The 23,415-nt window shown below is 69.7% G+C and carries 18 protein-coding genes and 1 tRNA gene; 8 read left to right on the top strand and 11 right to left on the bottom strand.

All coding sequences use genetic code 11. The features are described from left to right. Positions 1-133: 133 nt before the first annotated feature. The 10 genes from rpmE to ACZ607_RS15715 form a co-directional block, all read right to left on the bottom strand. Positions 134-358 carry a 50S ribosomal protein L31 gene (rpmE, locus tag ACZ607_RS15760; protein ID WP_099174467.1) on the bottom strand — a complete coding sequence of 75 codons (225 nt, stop codon included), beginning with the start codon at positions 356-358 and terminating at the stop codon, positions 134-136. A 178-nt stretch (positions 359-536) separates the two neighbouring features. Beyond that, positions 537-1,640: an LCP family protein gene (locus ACZ607_RS15755; protein WP_469735258.1), complete on the bottom strand. Its 1,104-nt coding sequence runs from the start codon at positions 1,638-1,640 to the stop codon at positions 537-539. Between the two features lie 185 nt (positions 1,641-1,825). Continuing rightward, positions 1,826-3,649 carry a trypsin-like serine protease gene (locus ACZ607_RS15750; protein ID WP_469735257.1) on the bottom strand — a complete coding sequence of 608 codons (1,824 nt, stop codon included), beginning with the start codon at positions 3,647-3,649 and terminating at the stop codon, positions 1,826-1,828. Positions 3,650-3,901: 252 nt separating this feature from the next. After that, the gene (rho, locus tag ACZ607_RS15745) at positions 3,902-5,962 is read right to left on the bottom strand and encodes a transcription termination factor Rho (RefSeq protein ID WP_469735256.1); all 2,061 of its coding nucleotides are present in this window, start codon (positions 5,960-5,962) and stop codon (positions 3,902-3,904) included. 388 nt (positions 5,963-6,350) lie between these two features. Beyond that, positions 6,351-7,268 (bottom strand): homoserine kinase, encoded by a 918-nt coding sequence (thrB, locus tag ACZ607_RS15740; protein ID WP_469735255.1) that lies wholly within the window; start codon positions 7,266-7,268, stop codon positions 6,351-6,353. 266 nt (positions 7,269-7,534) lie between these two features. Beyond that, the gene (gene thrC, locus ACZ607_RS15735) at positions 7,535-8,605 is read right to left on the bottom strand and encodes a threonine synthase (RefSeq protein WP_469735254.1); all 1,071 of its coding nucleotides are present in this window, start codon (positions 8,603-8,605) and stop codon (positions 7,535-7,537) included. Positions 8,606-8,611: 6 nt separating this feature from the next. Then, the gene (locus ACZ607_RS15730; RefSeq protein ID WP_469735253.1) at positions 8,612-9,922 is read right to left on the bottom strand and encodes a homoserine dehydrogenase; all 1,311 of its coding nucleotides are present in this window, start codon (positions 9,920-9,922) and stop codon (positions 8,612-8,614) included. Positions 9,923-10,017: 95 nt separating this feature from the next. Next, entirely contained in the window at positions 10,018-11,409 is a 1,392-nt protein-coding gene (gene lysA, locus ACZ607_RS15725) for a diaminopimelate decarboxylase (protein ID WP_469735252.1), read from the bottom strand. A gap of 29 nt (positions 11,410-11,438) precedes the next feature. Beyond that, complete coding sequence (gene nrtL, locus ACZ607_RS15720; protein ID WP_469735251.1) at positions 11,439-12,500, bottom strand: ArgS-related anticodon-binding protein NrtL; 1,062 nt, start codon at positions 12,498-12,500, stop codon at positions 11,439-11,441. 79 nt (positions 12,501-12,579) lie between these two features. Continuing rightward, positions 12,580-13,062, bottom strand: a complete 483-nt coding sequence (locus ACZ607_RS15715; protein WP_469735250.1) for a response regulator — start codon at positions 13,060-13,062, stop codon at positions 12,580-12,582. 160 nt (positions 13,063-13,222) lie between these two features. On the opposite strand from ACZ607_RS15715, the gene ACZ607_RS15710 reads away from it, so the two are divergent. The 4 genes from ACZ607_RS15710 to ACZ607_RS15695 all read left to right on the top strand — a co-directional run bounded on the left by ACZ607_RS15710 (position 13,223) and on the right by ACZ607_RS15695 (position 16,568). Next, positions 13,223-13,294 (top strand) — tRNA-Arg (locus ACZ607_RS15710). 297 nt (positions 13,295-13,591) lie between these two features. Beyond that, positions 13,592-14,623, top strand: coding sequence for a winged helix-turn-helix domain-containing protein (locus ACZ607_RS15705; protein ID WP_469735249.1), 1,032 nt, complete (start codon positions 13,592-13,594; stop codon positions 14,621-14,623). Positions 14,624-14,746: 123 nt separating this feature from the next. Then, positions 14,747-15,451, top strand: a complete 705-nt coding sequence (locus tag ACZ607_RS15700; RefSeq protein ID WP_469735248.1) for a C39 family peptidase — start codon at positions 14,747-14,749, stop codon at positions 15,449-15,451. 124 nt (positions 15,452-15,575) lie between these two features. After that, positions 15,576-16,568 (top strand): alpha/beta hydrolase, encoded by a 993-nt coding sequence (locus ACZ607_RS15695; protein ID WP_469735247.1) that lies wholly within the window; start codon positions 15,576-15,578, stop codon positions 16,566-16,568. A 158-nt stretch (positions 16,569-16,726) separates the two neighbouring features. Here the strand turns inward: ACZ607_RS15695 and ACZ607_RS15690 are convergent, their stop codons facing one another. After that, entirely contained in the window at positions 16,727-18,580 is a 1,854-nt protein-coding gene (locus tag ACZ607_RS15690) for a GmrSD restriction endonuclease domain-containing protein (RefSeq protein ID WP_469735246.1), read from the bottom strand. 201 nt (positions 18,581-18,781) lie between these two features. Here ACZ607_RS15690 and ACZ607_RS15685 point away from each other — a divergent pair, with 201 nt between their 5' ends. From ACZ607_RS15685 to ACZ607_RS15670, 4 genes are all read left to right on the top strand, one after another. After that, a complete protein-coding gene (locus ACZ607_RS15685; protein ID WP_469735245.1) occupies positions 18,782-20,458 on the top strand; it encodes a hypothetical protein in 1,677 nt (558 codons plus the stop codon). Positions 20,459-20,645: 187 nt separating this feature from the next. Continuing rightward, a complete protein-coding gene (locus tag ACZ607_RS15680; RefSeq protein WP_469735244.1) occupies positions 20,646-22,139 on the top strand; it encodes a hypothetical protein in 1,494 nt (497 codons plus the stop codon). 197 nt (positions 22,140-22,336) lie between these two features. Then, positions 22,337-22,804 (top strand): RipA family octameric membrane protein, encoded by a 468-nt coding sequence (locus ACZ607_RS15675; protein WP_469735243.1) that lies wholly within the window; start codon positions 22,337-22,339, stop codon positions 22,802-22,804. After that, positions 22,801-23,106, top strand: coding sequence for a DUF7701 domain-containing protein (locus ACZ607_RS15670; RefSeq protein WP_469735242.1), 306 nt, complete (start codon positions 22,801-22,803; stop codon positions 23,104-23,106). The genes ACZ607_RS15675 and ACZ607_RS15670 overlap by 4 nt, the downstream gene beginning before the upstream one ends. Positions 23,107-23,415 lie beyond the last annotated feature (309 nt).

The raw sequence follows: 23,415 nt of genomic DNA, 5'->3' as shown, positions 1-23,415 counted from the left end.
CGTCATACGTCTGCGGGCCTGCTGGACGGTGTGCCGCCGCGCGCGCCCCATCGGGTGCGCCCGGCCGCACAGCCGGAAAAAACGCCGGTCCCGGCGCCCCGTGGAGGGCGTCGGGAACCGGCGCAGTGGCTCGCTACTTGCTGGCGGAGCCGGCAGCCTTGCCGAAGCGGGCCTCGAAGCGGGCCACGCGGCCGCCGGTGTCGAGGATCTTCTGCTTGCCCGTGTAGAACGGGTGGCACTCGGAGCAGACGTCGGCGCGGATGGCGCCGCCCTCAAGGGTGCTCCGGGTGGTGAACGACGCACCGCAGGTGCAGCTGACCTGCGTCTCGACGTACTCGGGGTGAATGTCGCGCTTCAAGGTGTCTCCTAGATTCGGGAGGGCTCCGGGTCGTTCGCGCGGATTGCGCGTCCGTGAACCGGGGCCGACGTACCAGTCTGCCAGGACCGGCCGTATCTCCCAAAACGAGACCCCGGCCGTGTGTATTCCCGTACGTCCGGGGAACGTTCCGCGACCGCGCGGTGACGGAACGTCCCGTTCACCGTACGACGTCCCCCGCGTCGCCCTTGTCGCCGGCCGACTTCGCCGTCGCGGACGCCGGGACCGGCTTGTCCTGCTTGAGGGCGGCCCACACCTGCGCCCCGGCCTTCTTCTGGGGCAGCACCCGGTTGGGGTCCTGGGGGTCGTACTCCACGGGGAGCGTGACCATGTCGACGTTCTTGGAGCCGAGGCCCTTGAGCCCGTTCGCGAAGCCGGTGAGCTTCTTGACGGAGGCCAGCTCGGAGTCGGTGGTGACGGCCTTGGTCGCGGTGTCGGCGAGGCCGAAGAGGGTCTTCGGGTTCGAGAACACCCCGACGCTCTTCGCCTGGTCCATCAGCGCCTTGACGAACGCCTGCTGGAGCTGGATGCGGCCCAGGTCACTGCCGTCGCCGACGCTGTGCCGCGTACGGACGAGGCCGAGCGACTGCTCGCCGCTGAGGGTGTGGGTGCCGGGCTTCAGGGCGAGGTGGCTGTCGGGGTCGTCGATCGCCTGCGAGGTGGTGACCTTCACCCCGCCGAGCTCGTCGACGAGCTTCTCGAACCCGGTGAAGTCGACCTCGACGTAGTGGTCCATGCGGATGCCGGACATCGCCTCGACGGTCTTCACCGCGCAGGCGGGCCCGCCGACCTGGTACGCCGAGTTGAACATCTGCTCGTGCGCGGCGCCGACCTGTTCACCGGTGGTGTCGCTCGTGCAGGCGGGACGGTCGACGAGGGTGTCGCGCGGGACCGAGACGACGCTGGCGGCGGTGTGGCCCTCGTCGACGTGGACGATCATCGCGGTGTCCGCACGCGCGGAGCCCTCGTCGGCGCCGTACTTCCCGTTGGCACCGGAGCGGGAGTCGGAACCCAGCACCAGGATGTCCTGCGACCCGTTGTCGACGTCGTCGGGGCGGTCGGTCCCCAGGGCGGCGTCGATGTCGACGCCCTTGAGGTTCCCGTCGAGCGTGAAGTACGCGTAACCGAGCCCGGAACCCCCGACGACGACCAGGGCGGCGGCACCCCACAGGGCGACCCGCTTCACCCGCCGCCCCCGCGACGGCTTCCTCCGGCGGCTGCCGGTGCCGCGTATTCGCCCGGCGCTCCTGCTCTGCTCGCTCATGCGGCTCCCTCTTTCGCTTCTCGCTGCTACCCCCTGCCGTGGTGCACGGGCGCGGTCCGGCGTCACTCGGTGGGACGACCGGAGCACCCAGAAGCGTTGCACAACGAGCCGAGGCCCCCGTCGCGCGACGGGGGCCTCGGGAGGTACGGGTGAACGGGCCGGTAACCCGGGGCTCACCTGGTCATTCAGCCGAACAGGTTGTAGCTGCTCCAGCCGGTGCCGAAGGCCACACGTGTGGCAAAGATCGCACCCGAGGACTTGCCGTTGCCGGGGTACAGCCAGAGCTTGCCCGCCGTGTCCCGGCCCAGCAGATCGGCGTGGCCGTCGCTGTTCACGTCGCCGACCGTGGCGAGCATGTCGAGTCCGCTCAAGGTGGCCACCTTCACCCTGGGCTCGAAGGGTGTCGCCGCGGTGCTGGTGCCCTTGTACAGGTAGACGGATCCGTCGGCACCGCGCGCCAGCACATCCGGCTTGCCGTCATTGGTGAAGTCACCGTGCCCGCGCACCATGTTGTACTGCCCCCAGCCTCCGCCGATCAGGATCGGGGCCTGGAACCCTCCATCTCCCTTTCCGGGGTAGAGGTGCAGGTTTCCGGAGGAGTTGACGGCCAGCATGTCGGCCAGTCCGTCGTTGGTGAGGTCACCGGGCGAGAGGATCTGCTTGTGGGCCTTCCACCCCGTGGCGACCAGCTTGCTCCCCCAGGCACCTGTCGAGGGGACCCAGTGGTCCCAGTAGACGTCACCGTTGGTCACCCTGTAGAGCAGGTCCTGGTTGTCGTCCCGGTCCAGGTCCGTCTGAACCAGCAGGTCCATGCCGCCGGCGTTGCCCCAGTCGTAGTTCCTGGTCAGCTTCGTCACCGACGAGTCCCACTCGTACAGCGTGCCGGACGACGTCTGACGGGCGAACAGGTCGGCGGTGTGGTCGTAGTTCAGATTCGCGTCGTAGACCCTGGCCTTGACCGGCGCGGAGTACGTGCTCATCTTCGCGTACACCGAGTAGGCGCCCTGGGCGGAGCAGTCCTCCGCGCCCCAGGAGACGACACCGACCAGCATGCCGTCGGCGACCAGCGGACCTCCGGAGTCGCCGTTGCAGACGGTCGTCGTGTCGGCGTCGCTGCCCGTGGCGGGGTCTCCCGCGCAGACCATGTGCCCGACGACGTAGTAGGAGCCCCACGCCTCCTGGCAGGCGGCGTTCGTGTTGATGTCGGCCTGGGCGACCTTCAACGTCTGGGCGAGCCCGTCCTCGGTGGAGCTGGTGCGGCCCCATCCGTAGACCTTCGCGGCCGTACCCGCCGCGTAGACCGCGGTGTCGGTGTTCCGCATGATCGGGAGCGGCTTGACGCTCACCGGGGAGTTCAGCGTGAGAACGGCGACGTCGTTGTCGATCGTGACGGCGTCGTACGAGGGGTGGTGCCACTGGCGGTAGGCGCCGCGCAGCTGCCCCCCGTGGAAGTCGTAGACGGGGTAGCCGTCGGAGTCGATCTGGCCGGTGTCCGTGGGCAGTTGATCCGTACCCACGATGACCGTGCTGTCGAGGTACCACTTGAGGCCCTTGACGCAGTGCGCCGCGGTGACGACCTTCGTGGGGGCGACGACGGAGCCACCGCAGAAGTAGCCCTCGTCATCGCTGGTGTCGGCCGTGTCCTTGTCGTCGAAGAAGTGGAGCTGCGCCATCCACGGAGCCGCCGAGATCGTGGTCTCCGAACCACCGATGATCTTCGGGTCCGGCTTCTTCACCCCGCTGGTGGCGGAGAGCGCCGACGGTGTCAGCGAGCCCTTCGTCTTCTCGTCGGTCTGCATCGACCGGGCCGCGCGCGTGCGCAGTTCGGCCTGCGACGGGGCCACTACCCGGTCGGCTGACCGGGTGAGGTGCGGCTTGCCGCCGGGTTCGGCCGCCTGCGCCCCGGTGACGGTGAGACCGGCCCCGATCAGTCCCGCCACCATCGCCACGGCCGGCAGTACGACGCTGGAACGACGTCTGTACCGACCACCTCGGGTGCGTATCTGCACTCGAAAACCCCCTGCATGTGTACGGCCGGGCACACGGCCCTGCCGTAGGTGAGATGTGACTCGTGGGGGACGAAGGCATGCGGGCAGCGCGGAACCAAGACCCCCCTGATGACCTGCGCTGCGGTGGCCCCCCACCTTGACCTGTTCATGTTACTCAGGTGAAAACACAACCCACCAGGGGCAGATGAACGCCGGATGCCCCGTCACTTCCGTGACGGGGCATCCGGCGTTCGTACGTGTGGCGTCGCGACGTCAGTCGTTGCCGTTGCCCGGCGCCGGCGTCGTCTTCTGGATCTGGAGCAGGAACTCCGCGTTGGACTGCGTCTTCTTCATCCGGTCCAGCAGGAGCTCGATCGCCTGCTGCTGGTCGAGCGCGTGGAGCACCCGGCGCAGCTTCCAGACGATCGCCAGCTCGTCGCTGCCGAGCAGGATCTCTTCCTTACGGGTGCTGGACGCGTCCACGTCCACCGCCGGGAAGATGCGCTTGTCCGAGAGCTTCCGGTCGAGCTTGAGCTCCATGTTGCCGGTGCCCTTGAACTCCTCGAAGATCACCTCGTCCATGCGCGAGCCGGTCTCGACCAGCGCGGTGGCCAGGATGGTCAGCGAGCCGCCGTCCTCGATGTTCCGCGCCGCACCGAAGAAGCGCTTCGGCGGGTACAGCGCGGTCGAGTCGACACCACCGGACAGGATGCGGCCGGAGGCCGGCGCCGCCAGGTTGTAGGCGCGGCCCAGACGGGTGATCGAGTCCAGCAGGACGACCACGTCGTGGCCCAGCTCCACGAGGCGCTTCGCGCGCTCGATGGCGAGCTCGGCGACCGTGGTGTGGTCCTCGGCGGGACGGTCGAAGGTCGAGGAGATGACCTCGCCCTTCACCGACCGCTGCATGTCGGTGACCTCTTCCGGACGCTCGTCGACCAGGACGACCATCAGGTGGCACTCGGGGCTGTTGACCGTGATCGCGTTGGCGATGGCCTGCAGGATCATGGTCTTACCGGTCTTCGGCGGGGCCACGATCAGGCCTCGCTGGCCCTTGCCGATCGGTGCGACCAGGTCGATGATCCGGGTGGTCAGGACGTTGGAGTCGGTCTCCAGACGGAGCCGGTCCTGCGGGTACAGCGGGGTCAGCTTCTGGAACTCGGGACGGCCGCGGCCGGTCTCCGGCGCCATGCCGTTGACCGAGTCGAGACGGACCAGCGCGTTGAACTTCTCGCGGCGCTCGCCGTCCTTGGGCTGGCGCACCGCACCGGTGACGTGGTCACCCTTGCGCAGGCCGTTCTTGCGGACCTGGGCGAGCGAGACGTACACGTCGTTCGGTCCAGGCAGGTAGCCGGAGGTCCGGATGAACGCGTAGTTGTCGAGGATGTCGAGGATGCCCGCGACGGGGATCAGGACGTCGTCGTCGGCCACCTGCACGTCGGTCGCGAAGTCGTCGCGGCCACGACGGCCCCGGCGGTCGCGGTAACGCCCGCGGCGGCCACGGCGGCCGCCCTCGTCGTCGTAACCGTCGTCCTGCTGGCCGCCGCCGCCCTGCTGGCCCTGGTTCTGGCCGCCGCCCTGCTGGCCCTGACGGCGTCCGCCGCCCTGCTGGCCCTGGTCGTCGCCCTTGCCGCGGCGGTCGCGCTGGCGGTCCCGGCGGTCGCCGCGGTCCTGGCGGTCGCCACGGTCACGCCGGCCGTCCTGGCGGTCGCCGCGACGGCCCTCGGCCGTGTCGGCGGCGGACTCCGCCTTGGCGTCGCCCTTCGTCTCGGCGCGCTCGTCACCGCGGTCCTGACGGCCCTCGGCCTTGGACTCGCTCTTCGGCTCGGCCTCCGCCTTGGACTCGGCCTTCGGCTCCGTCTTGGTGTCGGGGCTGCCCGCCTGCGCGGTCGCCCGGCGACGGCGGCGCTCACCCGTCGGCTGGTCGTCGCTGGCCGGCTGGCCGGGGATGTCGATCTGCTGCTGGGCGGCGGCCTTGTCGGCGGCCGGGGCGGCAGCGGTCTCGTCACCGGTGCGCGTCTTGGACGTGGCGCGCCGCTTGGGCTTGCTCCCGGCGTCCGTACCGGCGGACGCGGCGGCCTTGGAGGCGGGCGCGGAGGAGCCTCCCGCCTGCGCCTCCTTGATGACCTCGATCAGCTGGCTCTTGCGCATCCGCGCAGTCCCCCTGATGCCGAGGCCGGACGCGACCTGCTGCAGCTCGGCCAGGACCATGCCCTCGAGGCCGGTGCCGGAGCGGCGGCGCCGTGCGGTGGTGCCAGTGGCAGCACCTTCGGCGGGCACGGAGCTGTCGACGCTCTTGTCGGCGCTCACGCCCATCAGATCGGTGGTGTCGCTCACGAAGGGTCCTTCCCTGGAGCGGACGTCGGCCTTCTGGCTCGGCGACCGGTTGTGCTGTCCGACTGCGGTCTGTTGATCGTGTCGATCGCGGACCTTGCCGGGGCGGTGGTCCGCCGGGTACGGCGGAGAGACGAATGTGCGGGGTTCCGGCGCGAGATCCCCCTGCTCGGCCCACTCCTGGACGAGCAAGAGGGTGTCGTGCCGGTTCCGGAGCGTGCTCGAAAGCTCAGGCAGGCTGCTCAGGCAGTCGGGGAGGCTCCCGGAAGAGTGGTGGTCCCGGAAGGGGACACGAAGCAACGCGCCACGAAGACGTCGATTGCTGACTTGAGGTTAACACTACCGGCTCCAACAAACATTCCCCCTCTCATGCACCGGCAATCACGTGGGATTACGCGGCGAGCGGCAACACGCTCGCACCCGTGGCGTCGAGGGCGAGCCGGTTCGCGGCCCAGCCCTCACCCGCCAGCCGGGCGACCTTGTCGGCCGAACCCTCCTCCGTCAGTGCGAGCACGGTGGGCCCCGCACCGGAGATGACAGCGGGGACACCGTCGGCGCGCAGCCGGTTCACCAGCTCCACGCTCTGCGGCATCGCCGGCCCCCGGTATTCCTGGTGGAGCCGGTCCTCCGTGGCCGCGAGCAGCAGCTCGGGCCGCCGGGTCAGGGCCTCGACCAGCAGGGCCGCACGACCGGCGTTGGCCGCGGCGTCCACATGGGGGACGGTGCGCGGCAGCAGGCCGCGGGCGGTCTCGGTGAGCACCGGGGTGGCCGGGACGAAGACCACCGGCACGACGGAGTCGGCGGGGTCCATCCGGATCGCCCTGGCGGCTCCGCCGTCCGTCCAGGCGAGCGTGAAGCCGCCGAGGAGACAGGCGGCGACGTTGTCCGGGTGCCCCTCGATCTCGGTGGCCAGCTCCAGCAGCGCGGCGTCGTCGAGGCGGGCCTCGCCGCCGGTCGTCACGGCGCGGGCGGCGACGATCCCGGCGCAGATGGCGGCGGACGAGGAGCCCAGGCCGCGGCCGTGCGGGATGCGGTTGGCGCAGACGATCTCCAGGCCGCGGGGCTGTCCGCCGAGCAGGTCGAAGGCCGTGCGCAGGGAGCGTACGAGCAGGTGGCTCTCGTCGCGGGGCAGCGTCTCGGCGCCCTCACCCGCGATGTCGATGTGCAGCCCGGAATCGGCGACCCGGACGACGACGTCGTCGTAGAGCCCCAGCGAGAGGCCGAGGGCGTCGAAACCCGGGCCCAGATTGGCACTGGTTGCGGGGACGCGCACCCGGACGGCGGCGGCTCGGAACGCGGGACCGGCCATCGGTTGGACGACTCTTCCTGTACGGCGGCGGGGATGGTGGTGCGGGGTACTTCGGCGTGCGTGGGGTGCCGTTGCGCGGAGGGTACGGGGGGCCCGGCAGTCACGACGGCTGCTGCACCGCCGGATGCGGCGGGGCGGGTCGGGTACAGCTTATCGAAGGAAGGTTCTGTGGCGACATAGGGCGCACGGGAGGCGCACGATGCGTGTCGCACACCTCCCATGCGCTCTCCGCCCCGGAAGGGCGGCTGAGCTGCGGCGGACGCCGGTTACGCGAGGCCCAGCTTCTCGGCCGCGGCCACCGCGTCGACCGGGACGGTCACCGGCTGCGGAGCACCCGCGACGGCCCAGTCGGGGTCCTTGAGGCCGTTGCCCGTGACGGTGCAGACGATCTTCTGGCCGGGGTCGACCTTGCCCTCGTCGGCGGCCTTGAGCAGACCGGCGACGGAGGCGGCCGACGCGGGCTCCACGAAGACACCCTCCCGGGAGGCCAGCAGGCGGTACGCCGACAGGATCTGACGGTCCGTCACGTCGTCGATGAAGCCGCCCGACTCGTCACGCGCGTCCAGGGCGAACTGCCAGGACGCCGGGTTGCCGATGCGGATCGCGGTGGCGATGGTCGCCGGGTCCTTGACGATCTCGCCGCGCACGATCGGCGCGGAGCCGGAGGCCTGGAAGCCCCACATGCGCGGGGTGTGCGTGGAGACGCCGTCCTTCGCGTACTCCCGGTAGCCCCTCCAGTAGGCCGTGATGTTGCCCGCGTTGCCCACCGGCAGGACATGGATGTCGGGGGCGTCGCCGAGCGCGTCGACGATCTCGAACGCGGCGGTCTTCTGACCCTCGATCCGGACCGGGTTGACCGAATTGACCAGCGCCACCGGGTAGTTGTCCGAGAGGCCGCGGGCCAGGGTCAGGCAGTCGTCGAAGTTCCCGTCGACCTGGAGGATCTTCGCGCCGTGGACGAGCGCCTGCCCCATCTTGCCGAGCGCGATCTTGCCCTGCGGCACGAGGACGGCGCAGACCATGCCCGCGCGCACGGCGTACGCCGCCGCGGAGGCCGAGGTGTTGCCGGTGGAGGCGCAGATGACGGCCTGCGCGCCCTCCTCCTTGGCCCGGGTGATCGCCATGGTCATGCCGCGGTCCTTGAACGAACCGGTGGGGTTGGCGCCCTCGACCTTGAGGTGCACCTCGCAGCCCGTGCGCTCGGAGAGGACCTGCGCCGGGACGAGCGGCGTGCCACCCTCACGGAGTGTGACGACCGGCGTCGTGCTCGTGACCGGAAGACGGTCCCGGTACTCCTCGATGATGCCGCGCCACTGGTGGGTGCCCTTGCTGGTCATGGGTCCTTACTCCCCTTCAACACGCATGATGCTGGCGACACCGCGCACGGTGTCCAGCTTGCGCAGCGCTTCGACGGTCCCGGAGAGGGCGGCGTCGGGCGCGCGGTGGGTGACGACGACGAGCGAAGCCTCGCCGCCGGTTTCCTGACTGTCCGGCCGGCTCTGCTGGCGGACCGTATCGATGGATACGCCCTGTTCGGCGAAGACCGTCGCGACCTGGGCGAGTACGCCAGGCTTGTCGGCCACGTCGAGACTGATGTGGTAGCGCGTGACGACATCGCCCATGGGGCTGACCGGCAGACGCGTGTACGCGGACTCACCGGGACCGGTGGTCGCGCCGATGATGTTGCGGCACACGGCGACGAGGTCGCCCAGGACCGCAGAGGCCGTCGGGGCACCGCCGGCGCCGGGGCCGTAGAACATGAGCTGCCCGGCCGCCTCCGCCTCGACGAAGACCGCGTTGTACGCCTCGCGCACGGATGCCAGCGGGTGGCTGAGCGGGATCATCGCGGGGTGCACGCGGGCGGTGACGGAGTTGCCGTCGGCGGCGCGCTCGCAGATCGCGAGGAGCTTGACGGTACAGCCCATGCGGCGGGCGGAGGCGATGTCGGCCGCGGTGACCTCGGTGATGCCCTCGCGGTGCACCTCGCCGATCTTCACCCGGGTGTGGAAGGCGATCCCGGCGAGGATGGCGGCCTTCGCGGCGGCGTCGAAGCCCTCGACGTCGGCGGTGGGGTCGGCCTCGGCGTAACCGAGCGCGGTGGCCTCGTCGAGCGCCTCGGAGTACCCGGCTCCGCTCGTGTCCATCCGGTCGAGGATGAAGTTGGTCGTGCCGTTGACGATGCCGAGGACCCGGTTGACCTTGTCGCCGGCGAGGGACTCGCGCAGCGGCCGTACGAGCGGGATGGCGCCGGCCACGGCCGCCTCGTAGTAGAGGTCCCGGCCGTTGCTTTCCGCGGCGGCGTGGAGCGCGGAGCCGTCCTCGGCGAGGAGCGCCTTGTTGGCCGAGACGACGCCCGCGCCGTGCTCGAAGGCGGTGGTGATGAGCGTACGGGCGGGCTCGATGCCCCCGATGACCTCGACGACGACGTCGATGTCGCCCCGTTTGACCAGGGCGGTCGCATCGGTGGTGATCAGCGCGGGGTCGATGCCCTCCCGCACCTTGGAGGGCCGGCGCACGGCGACACCGGCGAGCTCGACCGGCGCGCCGATGCGCGCGGCGAGGTCGTCGGCGTGCGTCGTCATGATGCGCGCCACCTCTGAGCCGACCACTCCACAGCCCAGCAGCGCCACCTTCAGCGGACGCGTACGCATCATCCGACCTCGTTTCTCATACTTCTGATGTGTGGACCAGTCTCACTCACCGGACGGGGGTTTCTGCCACCCGTCCGGATTTTGAGATGTGAATTTCATCAGCCGACATCGAGCCGCAGGAGATCTTCCTCCGTCTCGCGCCGGACGATGACCCGCGCCTCCCCCTCGCGCACGGCGACGACCGGCGGGCGAAGGGCGTGGTTGTAGTTGCTCGCCATGGAGCGGCAGTACGCACCGGTGGCGGGCACCGCGATCAGGTCGCCCGGCGCGAGGTCGGACGGCAGGAACGCGTCCTTGACCACGATGTCACCGCTCTCGCAGTGCTTGCCGACGACCCGTACGAGCATGGGCTCGGCGTCGGAGCTGCGGGAGACCAGCGCCACGCTGTACTCGGCGTCGTACAGGGCGGTGCGGATGTTGTCCGACATGCCGCCGTCGACGCTGACGTACGTCCGCAGGCCTTCGAGGGGCTTGATGGTGCCGACCTCGTACAGCGTGAAGGCGGTGGGGCCGACGATCGCGCGGCCCGGTTCGACGGAGATGCGCGGGGTCCGCAGACCGGCCGACTCGCACTCGCGGGTCACGATGTCGCTGAGCGCCTTGGCGATCTCGTGCGGCTCGCGGGGGTCGTCCTCGGAGGTGTACGCGATACCGAGGCCGCCGCCGAGGTCGATCTCGGGGAGCTCGACGCCGTGCTCGTCGCGGACCTCGGCGAGCAGCTGCACCACGCGCCGCGCCGAGACCTCGAAGCCGGCCATGTCGAAGATCTGCGAGCCGATGTGCGAGTGGATGCCGATGAGCTCCAGGCCGTCCAGGGTGAGTGCCCTGCGGACCGCCTCGGCCGCCAGCCCGTCCGCCAGCGCGATGCCGAACTTCTGGTCCTCGTGCGCGGTGGCGATGAACTCGTGGGTGTGGGCCTCGACGCCGACGGTGACGCGGATCTGCACGCGCTGGCGGACGCCGAGCCGCTGGGCGACGTGCGAGACGCGGACGATCTCCTGGAAGGAGTCGAGGACGATCCGCCCGACGCCCGCCTCGACGGCCCGCTCGATCTCGGCGACGGTCTTGTTGTTGCCGTGGAAGGCGATGCGCTCGGCGGGCATCCCGGCATCCAGCGCGGTGGCCAGCTCGCCGCCGGAGCAGACGTCGAGGTTCAGTCCCTCCTCCTGGAGCCAGCGCACGACGGCGCGCGACAGGAAGGCCTTGCCTGCGTAGAAGACGTCGGCGTCCGGCCCGAAGGCGTCCGCCCAGGCGCGGCAGCGGGCCCGGAAGTCGGACTCGTCCAGGAAGTACGCCGGGGTTCCGAACTCCTCGGCCAGCCGGGCGACTTCGATCCCGCCGACGGTGAGCGCGCCGTCCGTGTCACGGGTGACGGTACGGGACCAGACCTTCGGGTCCAGCTCGTTGAGGTCGGTGGCCGGGGCGGTGTAGTGGCCCTCGGGGTAGACGTCGGCGTGACGGGGCCCGGCGGGGTGTGCGGATCGGCTCATCGTTCTGCTCTGCTCTCTCAAGTCGCTCGTCAGAGGTGTGGGGGCGCGCTGATGCCGAGCACGAACAGGCCGCCTGCCAGCACCTTCCCGGCGGCTTCGGCAAGGGCCAGCCGGGAGCGGTGGGCGGCCGAGGGTTTCTCGTCGCCGACGGGAAGCGGCGGGGCCGTGGCGTGGAGGTCGAGGAGGGCGTCCGCCGTGGTCTCCAGGAACCGGGCGACGCGGTCCGGCGCGTGCAGGCGCGCCGCCGAGGCGAGGACACCGGGGTGGTCGGCGAGCGCGGCGTGCAGCGCGGGCGCGTCGACGTCGATGTCGTACCGGCCGGCGAAACCGAGCCGCGCCGCCTCGCGGGTGAGTGCGCGGGTACGGGCGTATGCGTAGCGGACCAGGAAGAACGGGCTGGCCTCCCCCTGTACGAGGAGGTCGTCACCCAGGGGCGCGTGGTCGTGGGCGGCGGGCCGCTGCAGTCCCCACAGCGCGGCCTCGCGTCCGAGCCGGTCCACCAGCGCCCCGGCGGTGGCGCCGGCGGGGACGGGACGGATCAGGGCGCTCTCCTCGGCCCCGTACCGCGTGCCGACCCTCACCCGCAGGTCCTCCCAGCGGGGGCCGGGCTCGCCGGTGCAGCCGACGTACACCTGGCCGCCCTGGGTGCGCAGGAGCCGCGCCACGCCCTGGGCGACGACGGCGGCCCTGATCTCGCTGGGGTGGTGGAGGCGGTGGAGGCGCCCGGCCTCCGTGGTGACCCGCCCGTAGCGGAGACCGAGCTCACGCACCTCGCGAACGCGGGCGGCGCGGGCGTCGGCGCCGGTGGCGGCGTCGAGCGTGAAGTTCAGGAAGCCCGGTCCGGTGATCTCGACCCGCCCGATCCCCGGGGCCCCGGCGACCCGGTCCCGCAGCAGCGCGGCGACCTCCCGTGCGGGGAGCGCGGCGGGGCCGGCCAGCTGGAGGGCGACGGCGCAGGCGTAGTCGCCGCTGCCGCCGGGCCGTGTCCGCTCGACCCGCACGCGCGCGGGCACCGGCGCGCGCAGGGCGTTCTCGTCGACCGCGCGGCGCACAGCGTGCAGCACGGTCCGGGAGAGATCTGCGGGGGTCACGGCACCAGCGTATGGGAGGAAGGGGGGCACTTCGCCAACCGGTTTCGCCATACGGGCAGCGACCCGGCCGGCCGTACCCTCAGCCCGCCGCGCTCCCGGCCGTCCCGGCACCGCGCCTGTCGTCGAGGGGCACGGGGTTCTCACGGTCCGCGAGCCGTCGCACCATGCGCACCAGCTCGCTCGGCTCGAAGGGCTTCGCCAGGAACGCGTCGACCCCGGCGGCCACCCCGCTGTCCACCTCGTGCGGCGTGCACGCGCTGATGACGGCGACGGGCAGGTGCCCGGTCCTGGGGTCGGCGCGCAGCCGGGCGGCGGTCTGCACCCCGTCGAGCCGGGGCATCACGACGTCGAGGGTGATCACGTCCGGGCGGACCTCGTGGACCAGGTCCAGGCACTCGACGCCATCGGCCGCGGTCACGACCTCGAAGCCCTCCAGCTCGAGATTGACCCTGATCAGCTGCCGGATGACCTTGTTGTCGTCGACAACAAGCACGCGGCCGTACGCCCCTGACACCCTTCGAGGGTAGGGCGGGCGGAGGAGCTGCGTCCGGGTTTTGCCCACTTCCGCCCCCGGAGGGTGGCCGACGCCCCTCCGGCACCGGCCGCACACGCGTCCCCGCGCACGGTCGCGGCCCGGCCCCGACGACCCGCAAAAACGTGTTCCCGGACACCCCGTCGGAGCTGGTAGGGTTTCACTCGTCGCCGCCGAGCGCAGCGACATCGCCCCCGTAGCTCAGGGGATAGAGCATCGGCCTCCGGAGCCGGGTGCGCAGGTTCGAATCCTGCCGGGGGCACTTCGCAGGAAGTGCCGAAAAGACCCTCTCGCCAGTGGAAACACTGTGCAGGGGGTCTTTTTCATGCCCGGGGACCCGTTCCCGGAGGCGCTCCCTCCCCGGCGCGGCTCGCACCCTTCGGGCAGGGCGGCTGTGATCACCGCTGCCCTCCTGTCACGCCGGTCGAGCGCAGGTACGCTGCCGGGAGGCAGCCTGCACGGCGCCGGAGTGGCAACTACCCCTGGCCTCCGCCTTGTTCATCCGGCGGAGGGCCCGGCGGCAGGCGCCGGCGCACCATCACCTCTCGATGGAGGGTCCATGTTGCGGGTGCACTTCACGTCCGAGGACCTGGCGCGGGTCCGGGTGGCGCCGGGGCCCGACTTCCTCTGGGAGATCACCAACAGCGTTCAGACCTTGCAGCGCCGGGACGGAGCGAGGGAATTCGATGCGTGGAGGCGCTGGGCCCGGCCGAGGCTCTCGGGCAGCCGCACACTGCTGGCCGGCCTGCTGCCGCCCCGCGGCTACTCCCCCGACTTCCTCACCCCCACCTCCGGTGACCGCACCAGCCTGCAGGCGGCACTCGACGTCCTGCTGAGCACCCCGCATCCGCGGCTGCGCACCGATCTGTCGAAGTTGGCGACCTCGCTACGGATGCCGGGCTGGGTGCGCTCCCTGGCCGCGGGCGACACCGATGCCCTCCGCCGACTCGGCGACGCCCTCCATACGTACCAGTTGGAGGCTCTCGCACCCTACTGGGCGTGCATCCGTGCCCACGTCGACGCTGACCGCGCCGTCCGGCTGTACAGCCTCCTCGACCGGGGTACCGAGGGACTGCTCGGCGGTCTGGGTCCGCAGTTCCGCTGGCGGCACCCCGTGCTGGAAGTCGCCTACCCCGTCGACCAGCAGCTCCACCTGTGCGGACGGGGCCTGGTGCTCCAGCCGTCGTTCTTCTGCTGGCCCACACCGACCACCCTGGCCGACGGGGAGTTGCCACCGGTGCTGGTCTACCCCATCCACCACGCCACGGGCTGGGCCGGTCCCGCTCCCGACGCAGCGTCCACCGAGGGCTCCGGGCCCCTGGGGCCGTTGCTCGGCCACACACGTGCCGGCGTACTGCGCGCCACTCTCACCGGCTGCTCCACCGTCGAGGCCGCCCGTCTCCTCCAGGTGACCCATCCCGCTGTCAGCCAGCACGTCAACGTGCTGCGCGCGGCCGGACTGGTCACCACCGTCCGTAAGGCCGGGCGGTCCCTGCACGTCGCGACCGCGGAGGGGCGCGCCCTGCTGGCCGCCGGAGGGAGGGCGGTGCCCCCGCCGACGGAGCGTGGGGCCACCGGGCTTCACCGGTAAGCCTGAACTTTCACCGCTTGCCTCCGGCACGGGCGGGGAATCACGCTGACCCTGCTTGTGCACACGACCGGGCACCCCCACAGTCGCGCCCTCCCTCACGGGCCCGTCCCCCCAGGAGCTCTCATGCGTAAGAGACTTGTGTCCGCGGCCGTCGCAGCCATGGCCCTCGGGGCTCTGCTCCAGCCCGCCACGGCGTACGCGTCGTCCGCCCCGTCCGTCTCCGTACTCGCCCACGGGTCGAAAGCGGGCACGGCCGTCCTCAGCGGGTTCGACAAGCCGGGCAGCAGGCTGAAGGTCGACGCCGGACGCACCCGCAGCGCCCACTGGCTCCAGATCGACTACCAGGTCCAGGAGACCGGCTACTGGTGCGGTCCCGCCGCGACTCGCATAGCGCTCTCCGCCCGCATGGCGCCGCCCAGCCAGGGAGATCTCGCCTGGCAGCTCGGCACGACGGAGGCGGGAACCGACCACATCGGGCAGGTGACCGGTGTACTCAACGCGAACCTCGGCGGGGGCTGGTACGAGACCAAGGAGATGCCGAACGATCCGCCCACCCAGGGCCAGCGGGACCTGCTCTGGAACGACATCGTGTTCGACATCGACCGGAACTATCCGCTGGTGGCCAACATCGTCGCCCCGCCGGGGAACCAGCCGCCCGGGTATCCGTCCGACCAGACGATCTACCACTACTTCACCGTCTTCGGCTACGACGAGGTGGACCGGACCGTCGTCATAGCCGACCCCGCCTCGTTCAGCGGCAACCAGATCTACTGGATCAGCTTCGACCAGCTCGCCTCGCTGATCCCGCCGAAGGGCTACTCCGCCTGATCCGTTCGCCCGCCGGCTGCCGGGCAGGTCCGGCCCGCCGACAGGCCGCCCTCCCGCGGGACCGCCGGGAGGGCGGACCTGTCCCCGTCCGTGTCGTCCGCGGAGCCTTCCCAGTCAGGAGAGCATGTTGAGCACGCATCGCTACACCCGCAGGAACGCCATCAGAGCCTTCGGTGGAGTCACCGCGGCTGTGGCCCTCGGGTCCGGAGGGGTACTGGCGTCGGCGACATCGGCCGCCGCGGCGGGCGACGGCTTCGGACTGCGCATCGTGGGTCATGACGAGCGGGACCCCCGGATGTGGTTCTACCGCTTCGCGACCGATGCGATCGGCTGGAACCCCGGCGTCAATGTCCTGCTCCCGGACGGCTACCACAGCAGCGGCCGCTCCTATCCGGTCCTCTACCTCTTCCACGGAGGGGGTACGGACCAGGACTTCATCACGTTCGACCGCATGGGCATCCGCGACTGGACGGCCGGAAAACCTCTCATCGTCGTGATGCCCGACGGCGGCCACGCCGGCTGGTACTCCAACCCGGTCAGCTCCAACACCGGCGCCCGGAACTGGGAAACCTTCCACATCGCCCAGCTGGTCCCGTGGATCGACGCCAACTTCCGTACGTTCGCCGAGTACGACGGCCGGGCCGTCTCCGGATTCTCGATGGGCGGCTTCGGAGCGCTGAAGTACGCGGCCAAGTACTACGGCCACTTCGCCTCGGTGAGCGCCCACTCCGGTCCCGCCAGCCTGCGTCGCGACCTCGGCCTGGTCACCCACTGGGCCAACGCCTCCTCCGCCGCCGTGGAGCTGGGCGGAGGCACGGTCTACGGCGCGCCGCTCTGGGACGAGGCGCGGGTGACCGCCGACAACCCCGTGCAGCGCATCGAGAGCTACCGGAACAAGCGGGTCTTCCTGGTCGCCGGCACCAGCCCCGACCCGGTCAACTGGTTCGACACCGTCAACGAGACGCAGGTGCTCGCCGGTCAGCGGGAGTTCCGGGCGGGCCTCGGCACAGCCGGAATCCCGCACGAATGGCACGAAGCGCCGGGCGGGCACGTCGTCCGCCCGGACCTGTTCCGACGGGACCTGGACGGCATCATCGCCCGGCTCCGCAAGGCGTAGAGCGCGAGGCCCGGTACACGGGGCAGCCGGAACGTGGCGGGGCCCGGGAGTCGTATCCAGCTCCCGGGCCCCTGGGGTTGCCACCCAGCGGATCAGTCGTCATACCGTCGCATACGGACGGCCACCCCATCCTTGGCGTTCCGCCACGTATCGGGGAGTCACGACTCCACGGAAACCGGGACGGCGTGGAACCCGATTTCCGCAGCCTGGATGGCCTCACCGGGCCGCTGACCCGGAATGTGGTCGTCGACCACCGGCTTGCCCATCGCCGTGGCGATGTGTTCCTGGAGCACCCTCCGCCGCTTCTCGAAGAAGGCGTCGAAGTCGTCGGCCCGCATCAGCCCGGGGTCCGCGAGGTGCGTCCTGATGCGCCGCTCCACGCTCTCCGGGCTGGTCTCGGCCGCCTTGGCGAGCCGCTGCAGATAGTCGGACGGTGCGTGGCCGCCGATGATCCGGTTGGTCCGTGCCGTCAGGGGAGCCTTGTTGACGATGGAGTTGTAGACGGAGCGCTCGTGTCCGTTCTTCTGGCACCACGCCTGCGGGAAGATGTGATGGATGTCCATCGCCTCGTCGAAGTAGACGCTCACCTCCGCCTTCTCCCCCGTACGCCAGTCCGCGGCCCCCGCCTTGAGCAGGAGTGCGTAGATCCCCTTGTAGGCGGCGCTCTGGCGGGTCCGCAGGGTCAGCAGCCGGCTCGCCGCGAACTGCGCCTGGGTGACCGTACGAGGTTCCTGCGTGGATCCGCGGATCCAGTCGACGACGTCGGGGAGGTCGAGGTTGAACCGGGTCTCGGTGGTGCCGCCGTACAGCTCGCCGAACACCCCGCACCAGTACCAGCGGGCCAGCTTCTCCTGTGCGCCCGCGGTCTCCGCGTCCTTGCCGGCGAGGGCGAAGATCGCCGCGAGGGGGATGAGTTGCGTGCCGTACGGCAGGAACCGGGTGTCGAAGACGAACTGCTGGCGCAGGAATTTGGCGGCGGCCTTGAAGCCGGCGACGACGTCGGGCGCGTACCGCCGGTAGTCCTCGAGCCCCAGCGCGAGCATCTCCTTGCGCTTGCACCCGATGCGCGGCAGACGCTCCTCGTCCGTGCCGGCCTCTTCCTCCCGGCGCCGCCGCTCGGCAGTGGCGAGGAGAGTGACCGCCTGGAGGAAGTCGGTGTTGGAGACGTCTTTCAGGATGGCGTACTCGGACGCTTCCCAGGCGGAACGGCACTCGTGCCAGTGGCGTCGCAGATCGAACTCGTCCGCGGCGTACGTCGCCGTCAGCAGTTCGAAGACGGTGAGGGTGACTCCACCCGTGTTGACCTTCTCGAAGACCTGACAGACCGCCTGACGTGGGGTGTCCTTGCCGAGTTCGATGACCGGGAAGTGGTAGAGGTCGAACGACTTGATGAAGCTGTCCCGGAAGCGGTACCAGAGTTCCATGGCGTCCGGCGCGAAATTGCAGTGGCGGGCGAAGCCGTCGCCCCATGAGTTGTCGAAGAGACTCCGCATCGGGAAGACGCGGTGCTGGTACTCCAACTCCCTTGTCGAGTAGTCCTCCAGGACCTCGCCGCGGAAGTTGATCACCTTGCGCGCGGGCGGGACGAACCGGATCGCCTCCTCCCGGTCCTCGTTCTCGTCGATCGCCTTGACCATGTCGACGTAGAACCAGCCGCTCACCCGGCGCTTGCGTTCGTCCTGGGTCTCCACCGGGCTGTTCATCGCGAGCGACTGGAACAGCGAGGTGAGCCGCTGCTGGCCGTCCAGGATCAGCGACTCCGGCTGCACCTGCCCGCTCGGATCGGCCCCCTCGACCGGCCTGTACTTGAACCGGACATCCCCGCCGCCCTTGAGCAGCATCACGGTCCCGATCGGGTAGTTGAGGGACACCGAGGCAAGCAGGCTGGCGATGTGCGGCCAGGGCCAGACCCAGCCGCGCTGGAACTCGGGCAACTGGATCTTCCCCGCTTCGACTTGACCCAGCAGACCCTGCAAAGGCCGTTTGTCGATGCTGAAGGTCTCTGTCGCCACGTCTTCTCCTTGTGCACCACACCGGCGCTCGCTCATCGGGGGCGAGGGAGGCAGCGGTCGGCAGCCGCCCGGCACCAGCCCCGTCGCCACCGGCTCATGACTTACCTCTCCCACCCTGCCCGAGCTTCTGCGCTTCGGCCCGCTCCTTGGTCATTTTGCACCCCGGAGGCGTGACGGCCGGCCGGGGTGGGCGGTGGTGTCATGCGCTCGATCTGCTTCTGTCCGCGCGAGCACGCCTACTTCCCCGACTCCCCTGTCCGGGTCACCATCCCGTGCGAGCGTATGCGCATGTCACCTGTTCCCGGTGCCGTTATGTGGGTCGCCGTGATCTCCACATCGGCTCAGGCGCTCGTCACCGCCCTTCACATCCGCCGCAGCCGGACGGCGCCCGGCCCGCACGACGCGTTGTCGAAACGATCGAGCACGATAGGGCTGGCCGTCTCAGCGTTCGTCGCGTTGTGGTTGGCCGTGGAAAGCCATGCGCGGGAGACCAGGCACCTCGGATCGTTCACCTACACGGTGATCCGCGACGAGCTGGACAGCTCGTTCTTCCGGTTGGCGCTTTTCGTCCTCGACATAGCGACGTACGTGATCCTGTTCTTCCCCGTAGCAGAGTTGCTCGGCTTGGTGACGGCGATCCTGGTCCGTGGACACCTGCGCAGGCACCAGGCTCTTGTGCACCTCACGACCCTCGCCACCGCCACCACCGCCGGCGCGTTGGTCGTGGTCACCAAAACACGTATCGACGGGCACTTCGACATCCCCTGGCCCTGGTTCGTCATGTACGCCCTCGCCGGCGTCATGGTGGCATGTGAAATTCTGGCCCAACAGCCGGTGGACGAGGCAGATCCGCCCGCCGCCGCCCCGTACACCGATGCCACGGAATCCGCCGTGCCGCACATCGGCCACCAGGCGCACCAAAGCCCCCGCCGAGGTCGCGTGCTGACCGTTCTGGCGTGGGCCATGGTCGCTCCGGCGCTGCCGCTGGGCTTCGTCGGCATCACGCTGTACGGAGACCTGGTGCCCGAGGCGGAGCTCTCCCCGTGGATGGAGCCGCTGATCGCGATCGCGGTCGTGGTCCCACCGTTCCTGCTCTTCGTCGTCGGCAGCGCCGTGTTGCAGCGAGGAAGGCAGCACCGCCACCGGATCATCACGTCGCTCGACGAACTCGCCGGGGAGCGCTATCAGCTCTACCTGCGGCCCTTCGCCATCGACCCCGTGATGGCGTTGCCGCCGGACGAGATTCCGGGCTGGTACACCCGCTCCCCCTTCGAACTCACGGGGACGCACGAGGAATTCCTGGTGCGGCAGTTTCGCGGCCTCGGCCGGGTCGTCGCGATCGGACAACCTGGCGAGCCCCTGCCGGCCCTCGGGGCGGAGCGCGGCTATCTACCCGTCGACAACTGGAAGGACTCGGTGAGCAGGCTGATCCGGGGCGCCCACGCGGTGATCATGACGGCTGCCCCAGGCCCTGGAACGGCGTGGGAGTTCACCGAAGCCCTACGCGCCACCACACCCGACCGCCTGCTCCTGCTCGTCTACGACGACGAGCTGTACCACGCCTTCCAGGAAGGTGTGGCAGAGGAATACGCGACGAGATCGTCCGCGGGGACGGGCGGCGACTGGCCACCCCTGCCGCGCCTTCCGGACATCCCGCCTCCTGCCCCGCTCACGAAGGGGCTGCGGTGGGACTTCCCCCTCAGAGGAATCCTGTCCTTCGACCGTCAGTGGCACCCCCGGTTCACGCGCTTCCCCCCGACCGTGCCGAGGATCAGGCATGTCTGGGTGATTCGCCGACTGGTTCGGCGTGAGCTCAAGCCGGCCTTGGATCCGATCTCCCGGCTCCCCCCGGTCCCACCACCCGCTGAACTCGCCTGACGACGACACGAACCGCTGTCGCCACCTCAGGGACACCGGCTCCCGCTCACGTCCGGAACCGGGCGGCCCTGAGGATGCGTCCTCACGGGTGCTCTTCCACGTGAGGTACCGCAAAGGCACGTCAGGGTACTGGTGCGCACGGGGCGAGCTCCTGCCGCAGCAGTGGATTCGTGACGGGAGGGGGGAAATGATCACCTGTGACTGCGCGATCATCGCCGGGGCGGGCGGAATCGATCTCGCCGATGCGATTCCCGCATCTGCCCTGTGGTACTTCCTGGGATTCCTGACAGCTTGCGCAAGCGAATTCATACTCCCTCGAAGCGTGCACAACCTGCGATATCCCACGATCACCGTCCTCGCGCTCTCCGGGGTATCCCTCACTTATCTTTCCGGCACACTGCTGGGCACTGTTCTGTTTTTCGCCTTCTCCGCGTACGAGAAAACCCGGCGTCAGACAATCGGCGCGCTTCTGCAGACCCTGGTGCCTGCCCTGTTCGCTTTCCTGGCCTACCGCTTCCTCACCCTCCCGGGGGACGATCCGACGGACTCATGGTCGGCGGTCCTGGCGATCCCGCTGGCCGCAGCGGGGATCTTCTGGGCCATTCCCTACGGGAAGAAGCAGTACTGGCATGACTTGTTCGCTTTCCGTCGCCCCCACATACCATTCCTGGATCTGTCACGGGACGGGAATCGAAATGTTCCCTTCATGGCCGTCCAGTCCGGCCAGTCCCCCGTCCTGGGGTTAGGACTGTGGCTGGCCGCCTGGCCGTGCACCCTGGGACCTCTCGGCATATCTTTCTGGTGTTTCCACCACGTACTGACCACACCGGTCACGACGTGGACAGGCCTGTTCTTCACGTCGGCAACGGCCGGTGTGGCCGTCTTCAACAGGAGCAGAAAGCTGTTCCTGATCGGCCGCAGACATATGGGCATGGTTGTTTCCGAGACGAAGTTCATCCGCCCCGGCGCCTACGTTCTCTACCTGAGGTCGTTCGAGGACGACAAGGAGCGCGCCGCACTGAAGGAGCAGATCACGCCACGCGGTGCACTCTCCGCTCCGGACCCCTCAGGTGGCACTGTCGGCCTGATCACGTCCAGTCGCGACGAGGAGGAGCACATCGCGGACGCCATGCGCCCCGTCGGCCAGTTGGTCGCCATCGGCGCCCCTGGAGAAGTCCTTCCTTTCGCGGGAGCGGTACGCATGTACCTGCCGAAGGAATCCTGGAAGCAGCCGGTGAGGGAACTCATGGAACAGGCCAGTCTGGTCGCCCTCAACCTGGGCTCGGGCGCCGGCACGGTGTGGGAGCTCTCCGAAGCCCTCCGCGTCCTCCCGCCCCAGCGCCTTCTCCTGATGATGCCTGGAGCCATGGGCAAGAAGGAGTACGAGACGATCCGTGAGCAGGTCGAGAGGGTCCTGCACACCCTGCCGGACTCCGAAAGAAACAAGACATGGAAGAGCAAGATCCCGCCATCTCTTCCTGATTACCCGTATGAGAAACCCGAGGCCAATCCGGTGGCCGGACTCATGCACTTCTCCGCGGACTGGAGCCCCGTACTCACCCGGACTCCCCTCCACGAAGTCCCTTGGCGGAATCTCTTCACCCAGCTCACCCGTGGGTTGCGGCCGGCCTTCGACCAGCTGGCCGCATGTGAAGAAAGGACCGGCCGTCGCTTCGGCTGACGGACGAGCTCCGACGAGTTCCGATGCCTGCTGACGTCGCCGGCCGTCTTGGCCTACGATGCGCGCAGATTCCTCCACGTGGAGTAGCGGGAGCCCCGATGCCAGCGTACGAGTTCGTCGGATTCCAATACCCGCACAGCCCCGGAAGAACTCCCGGTCCAGCAGCACGACTTCATCGTGCTCACCGGAGGCGCGCGATGACGCCTCCTCCTGATCCGAGCACGCGTACCGAGGTCCTGGAGCTCTACAAGCTCGCCGTGGAGATGGCGGACCGCGTCTCCGCGCGCCGCGGGACCGCCAACGCGTACTTCCTGTCCGTGCAGACCGCCTTTGTCGCCCTCGTGGGATTCGGATTCCAGGAACTCGCCGAGTCCCCGTGGTGGGCGGCACTCGCCGTGGCCCTGGCCGGGGTCACCCTGTCGGCCACGTGGTGGTTACAGCTCCGCAGCTACCGAGACCTCAACACCGCGAAGTTCAAGGGCATCAACAAGATCGAGGAACGCCTCGAGGTCAAGATCTTCTCCGACGAGTGGGAGGCCCTGAGAAGCGATCCGGTCGTGGGATGGCGCAAACGCTACGCGGAGTTGGGGGCCTCCGAGCGCGTCGTACCGCTGGTGTTCGTCATGGCGCACCTGCTCCTGTTTGCGGGCACACTGGCCGTGTGACCTACCTCGACCCCCTCGCCGACCTGATTCGTTCCTGCCTCCCCTCCGATGCGGCTCCCCCGGCGAACTCGGATGCCTTGTTCCGCATCTACGCCGTACTTCTGGAGGCCAAGGGGGAAGAGGTCACCGACGAGGACGTCCACAACGCCTGGTCCGCCTGGATGCAGTCCGTGGACGGGTCCCACGCCGCTCTCGTTCCTTTCCGCGACCTGTCTCCGGAGGTACGTGCCTTCGACTCCCCCTACGCCGAGGCAATCCGTGAAGCCGCACGCCAAGTGCGTGGCTCATCGCCCCACTTGTGAGAAGACGCTGCAACGTCGCGCTCACCTTGCTCCGGGGCCCAGTCGTTCCCAGCAGGCGTGGGCCGGTTCGGGCCGGGCTGCTTGCCGACGCCTCGGCCCGGCTTCAGGGTCTTCGATCTGGGCGGAGCCATCGCGAACCAGAAACCTCTGTCCGCGCCGGACGAGCCCGGGCGTGAGGGCGATCGCACGAGCCTGGGCCGTGAGCAGCAGGAGGCGCGGCAGAGGACCGATGAAGAGCTTCAGCAGGACCGCTGCCGGCGAGCCACCCGCACGCCGCCGTCGCATGCCTGCCGCCCCGGTTTCTGCACG

The organism is Streptomyces sp. NPDC104381 (assembly GCF_055583745.1).
Note: the sequence above shows the minus strand (reverse complement) of the source record. Positions and strands in the feature narration are given on the sequence as shown.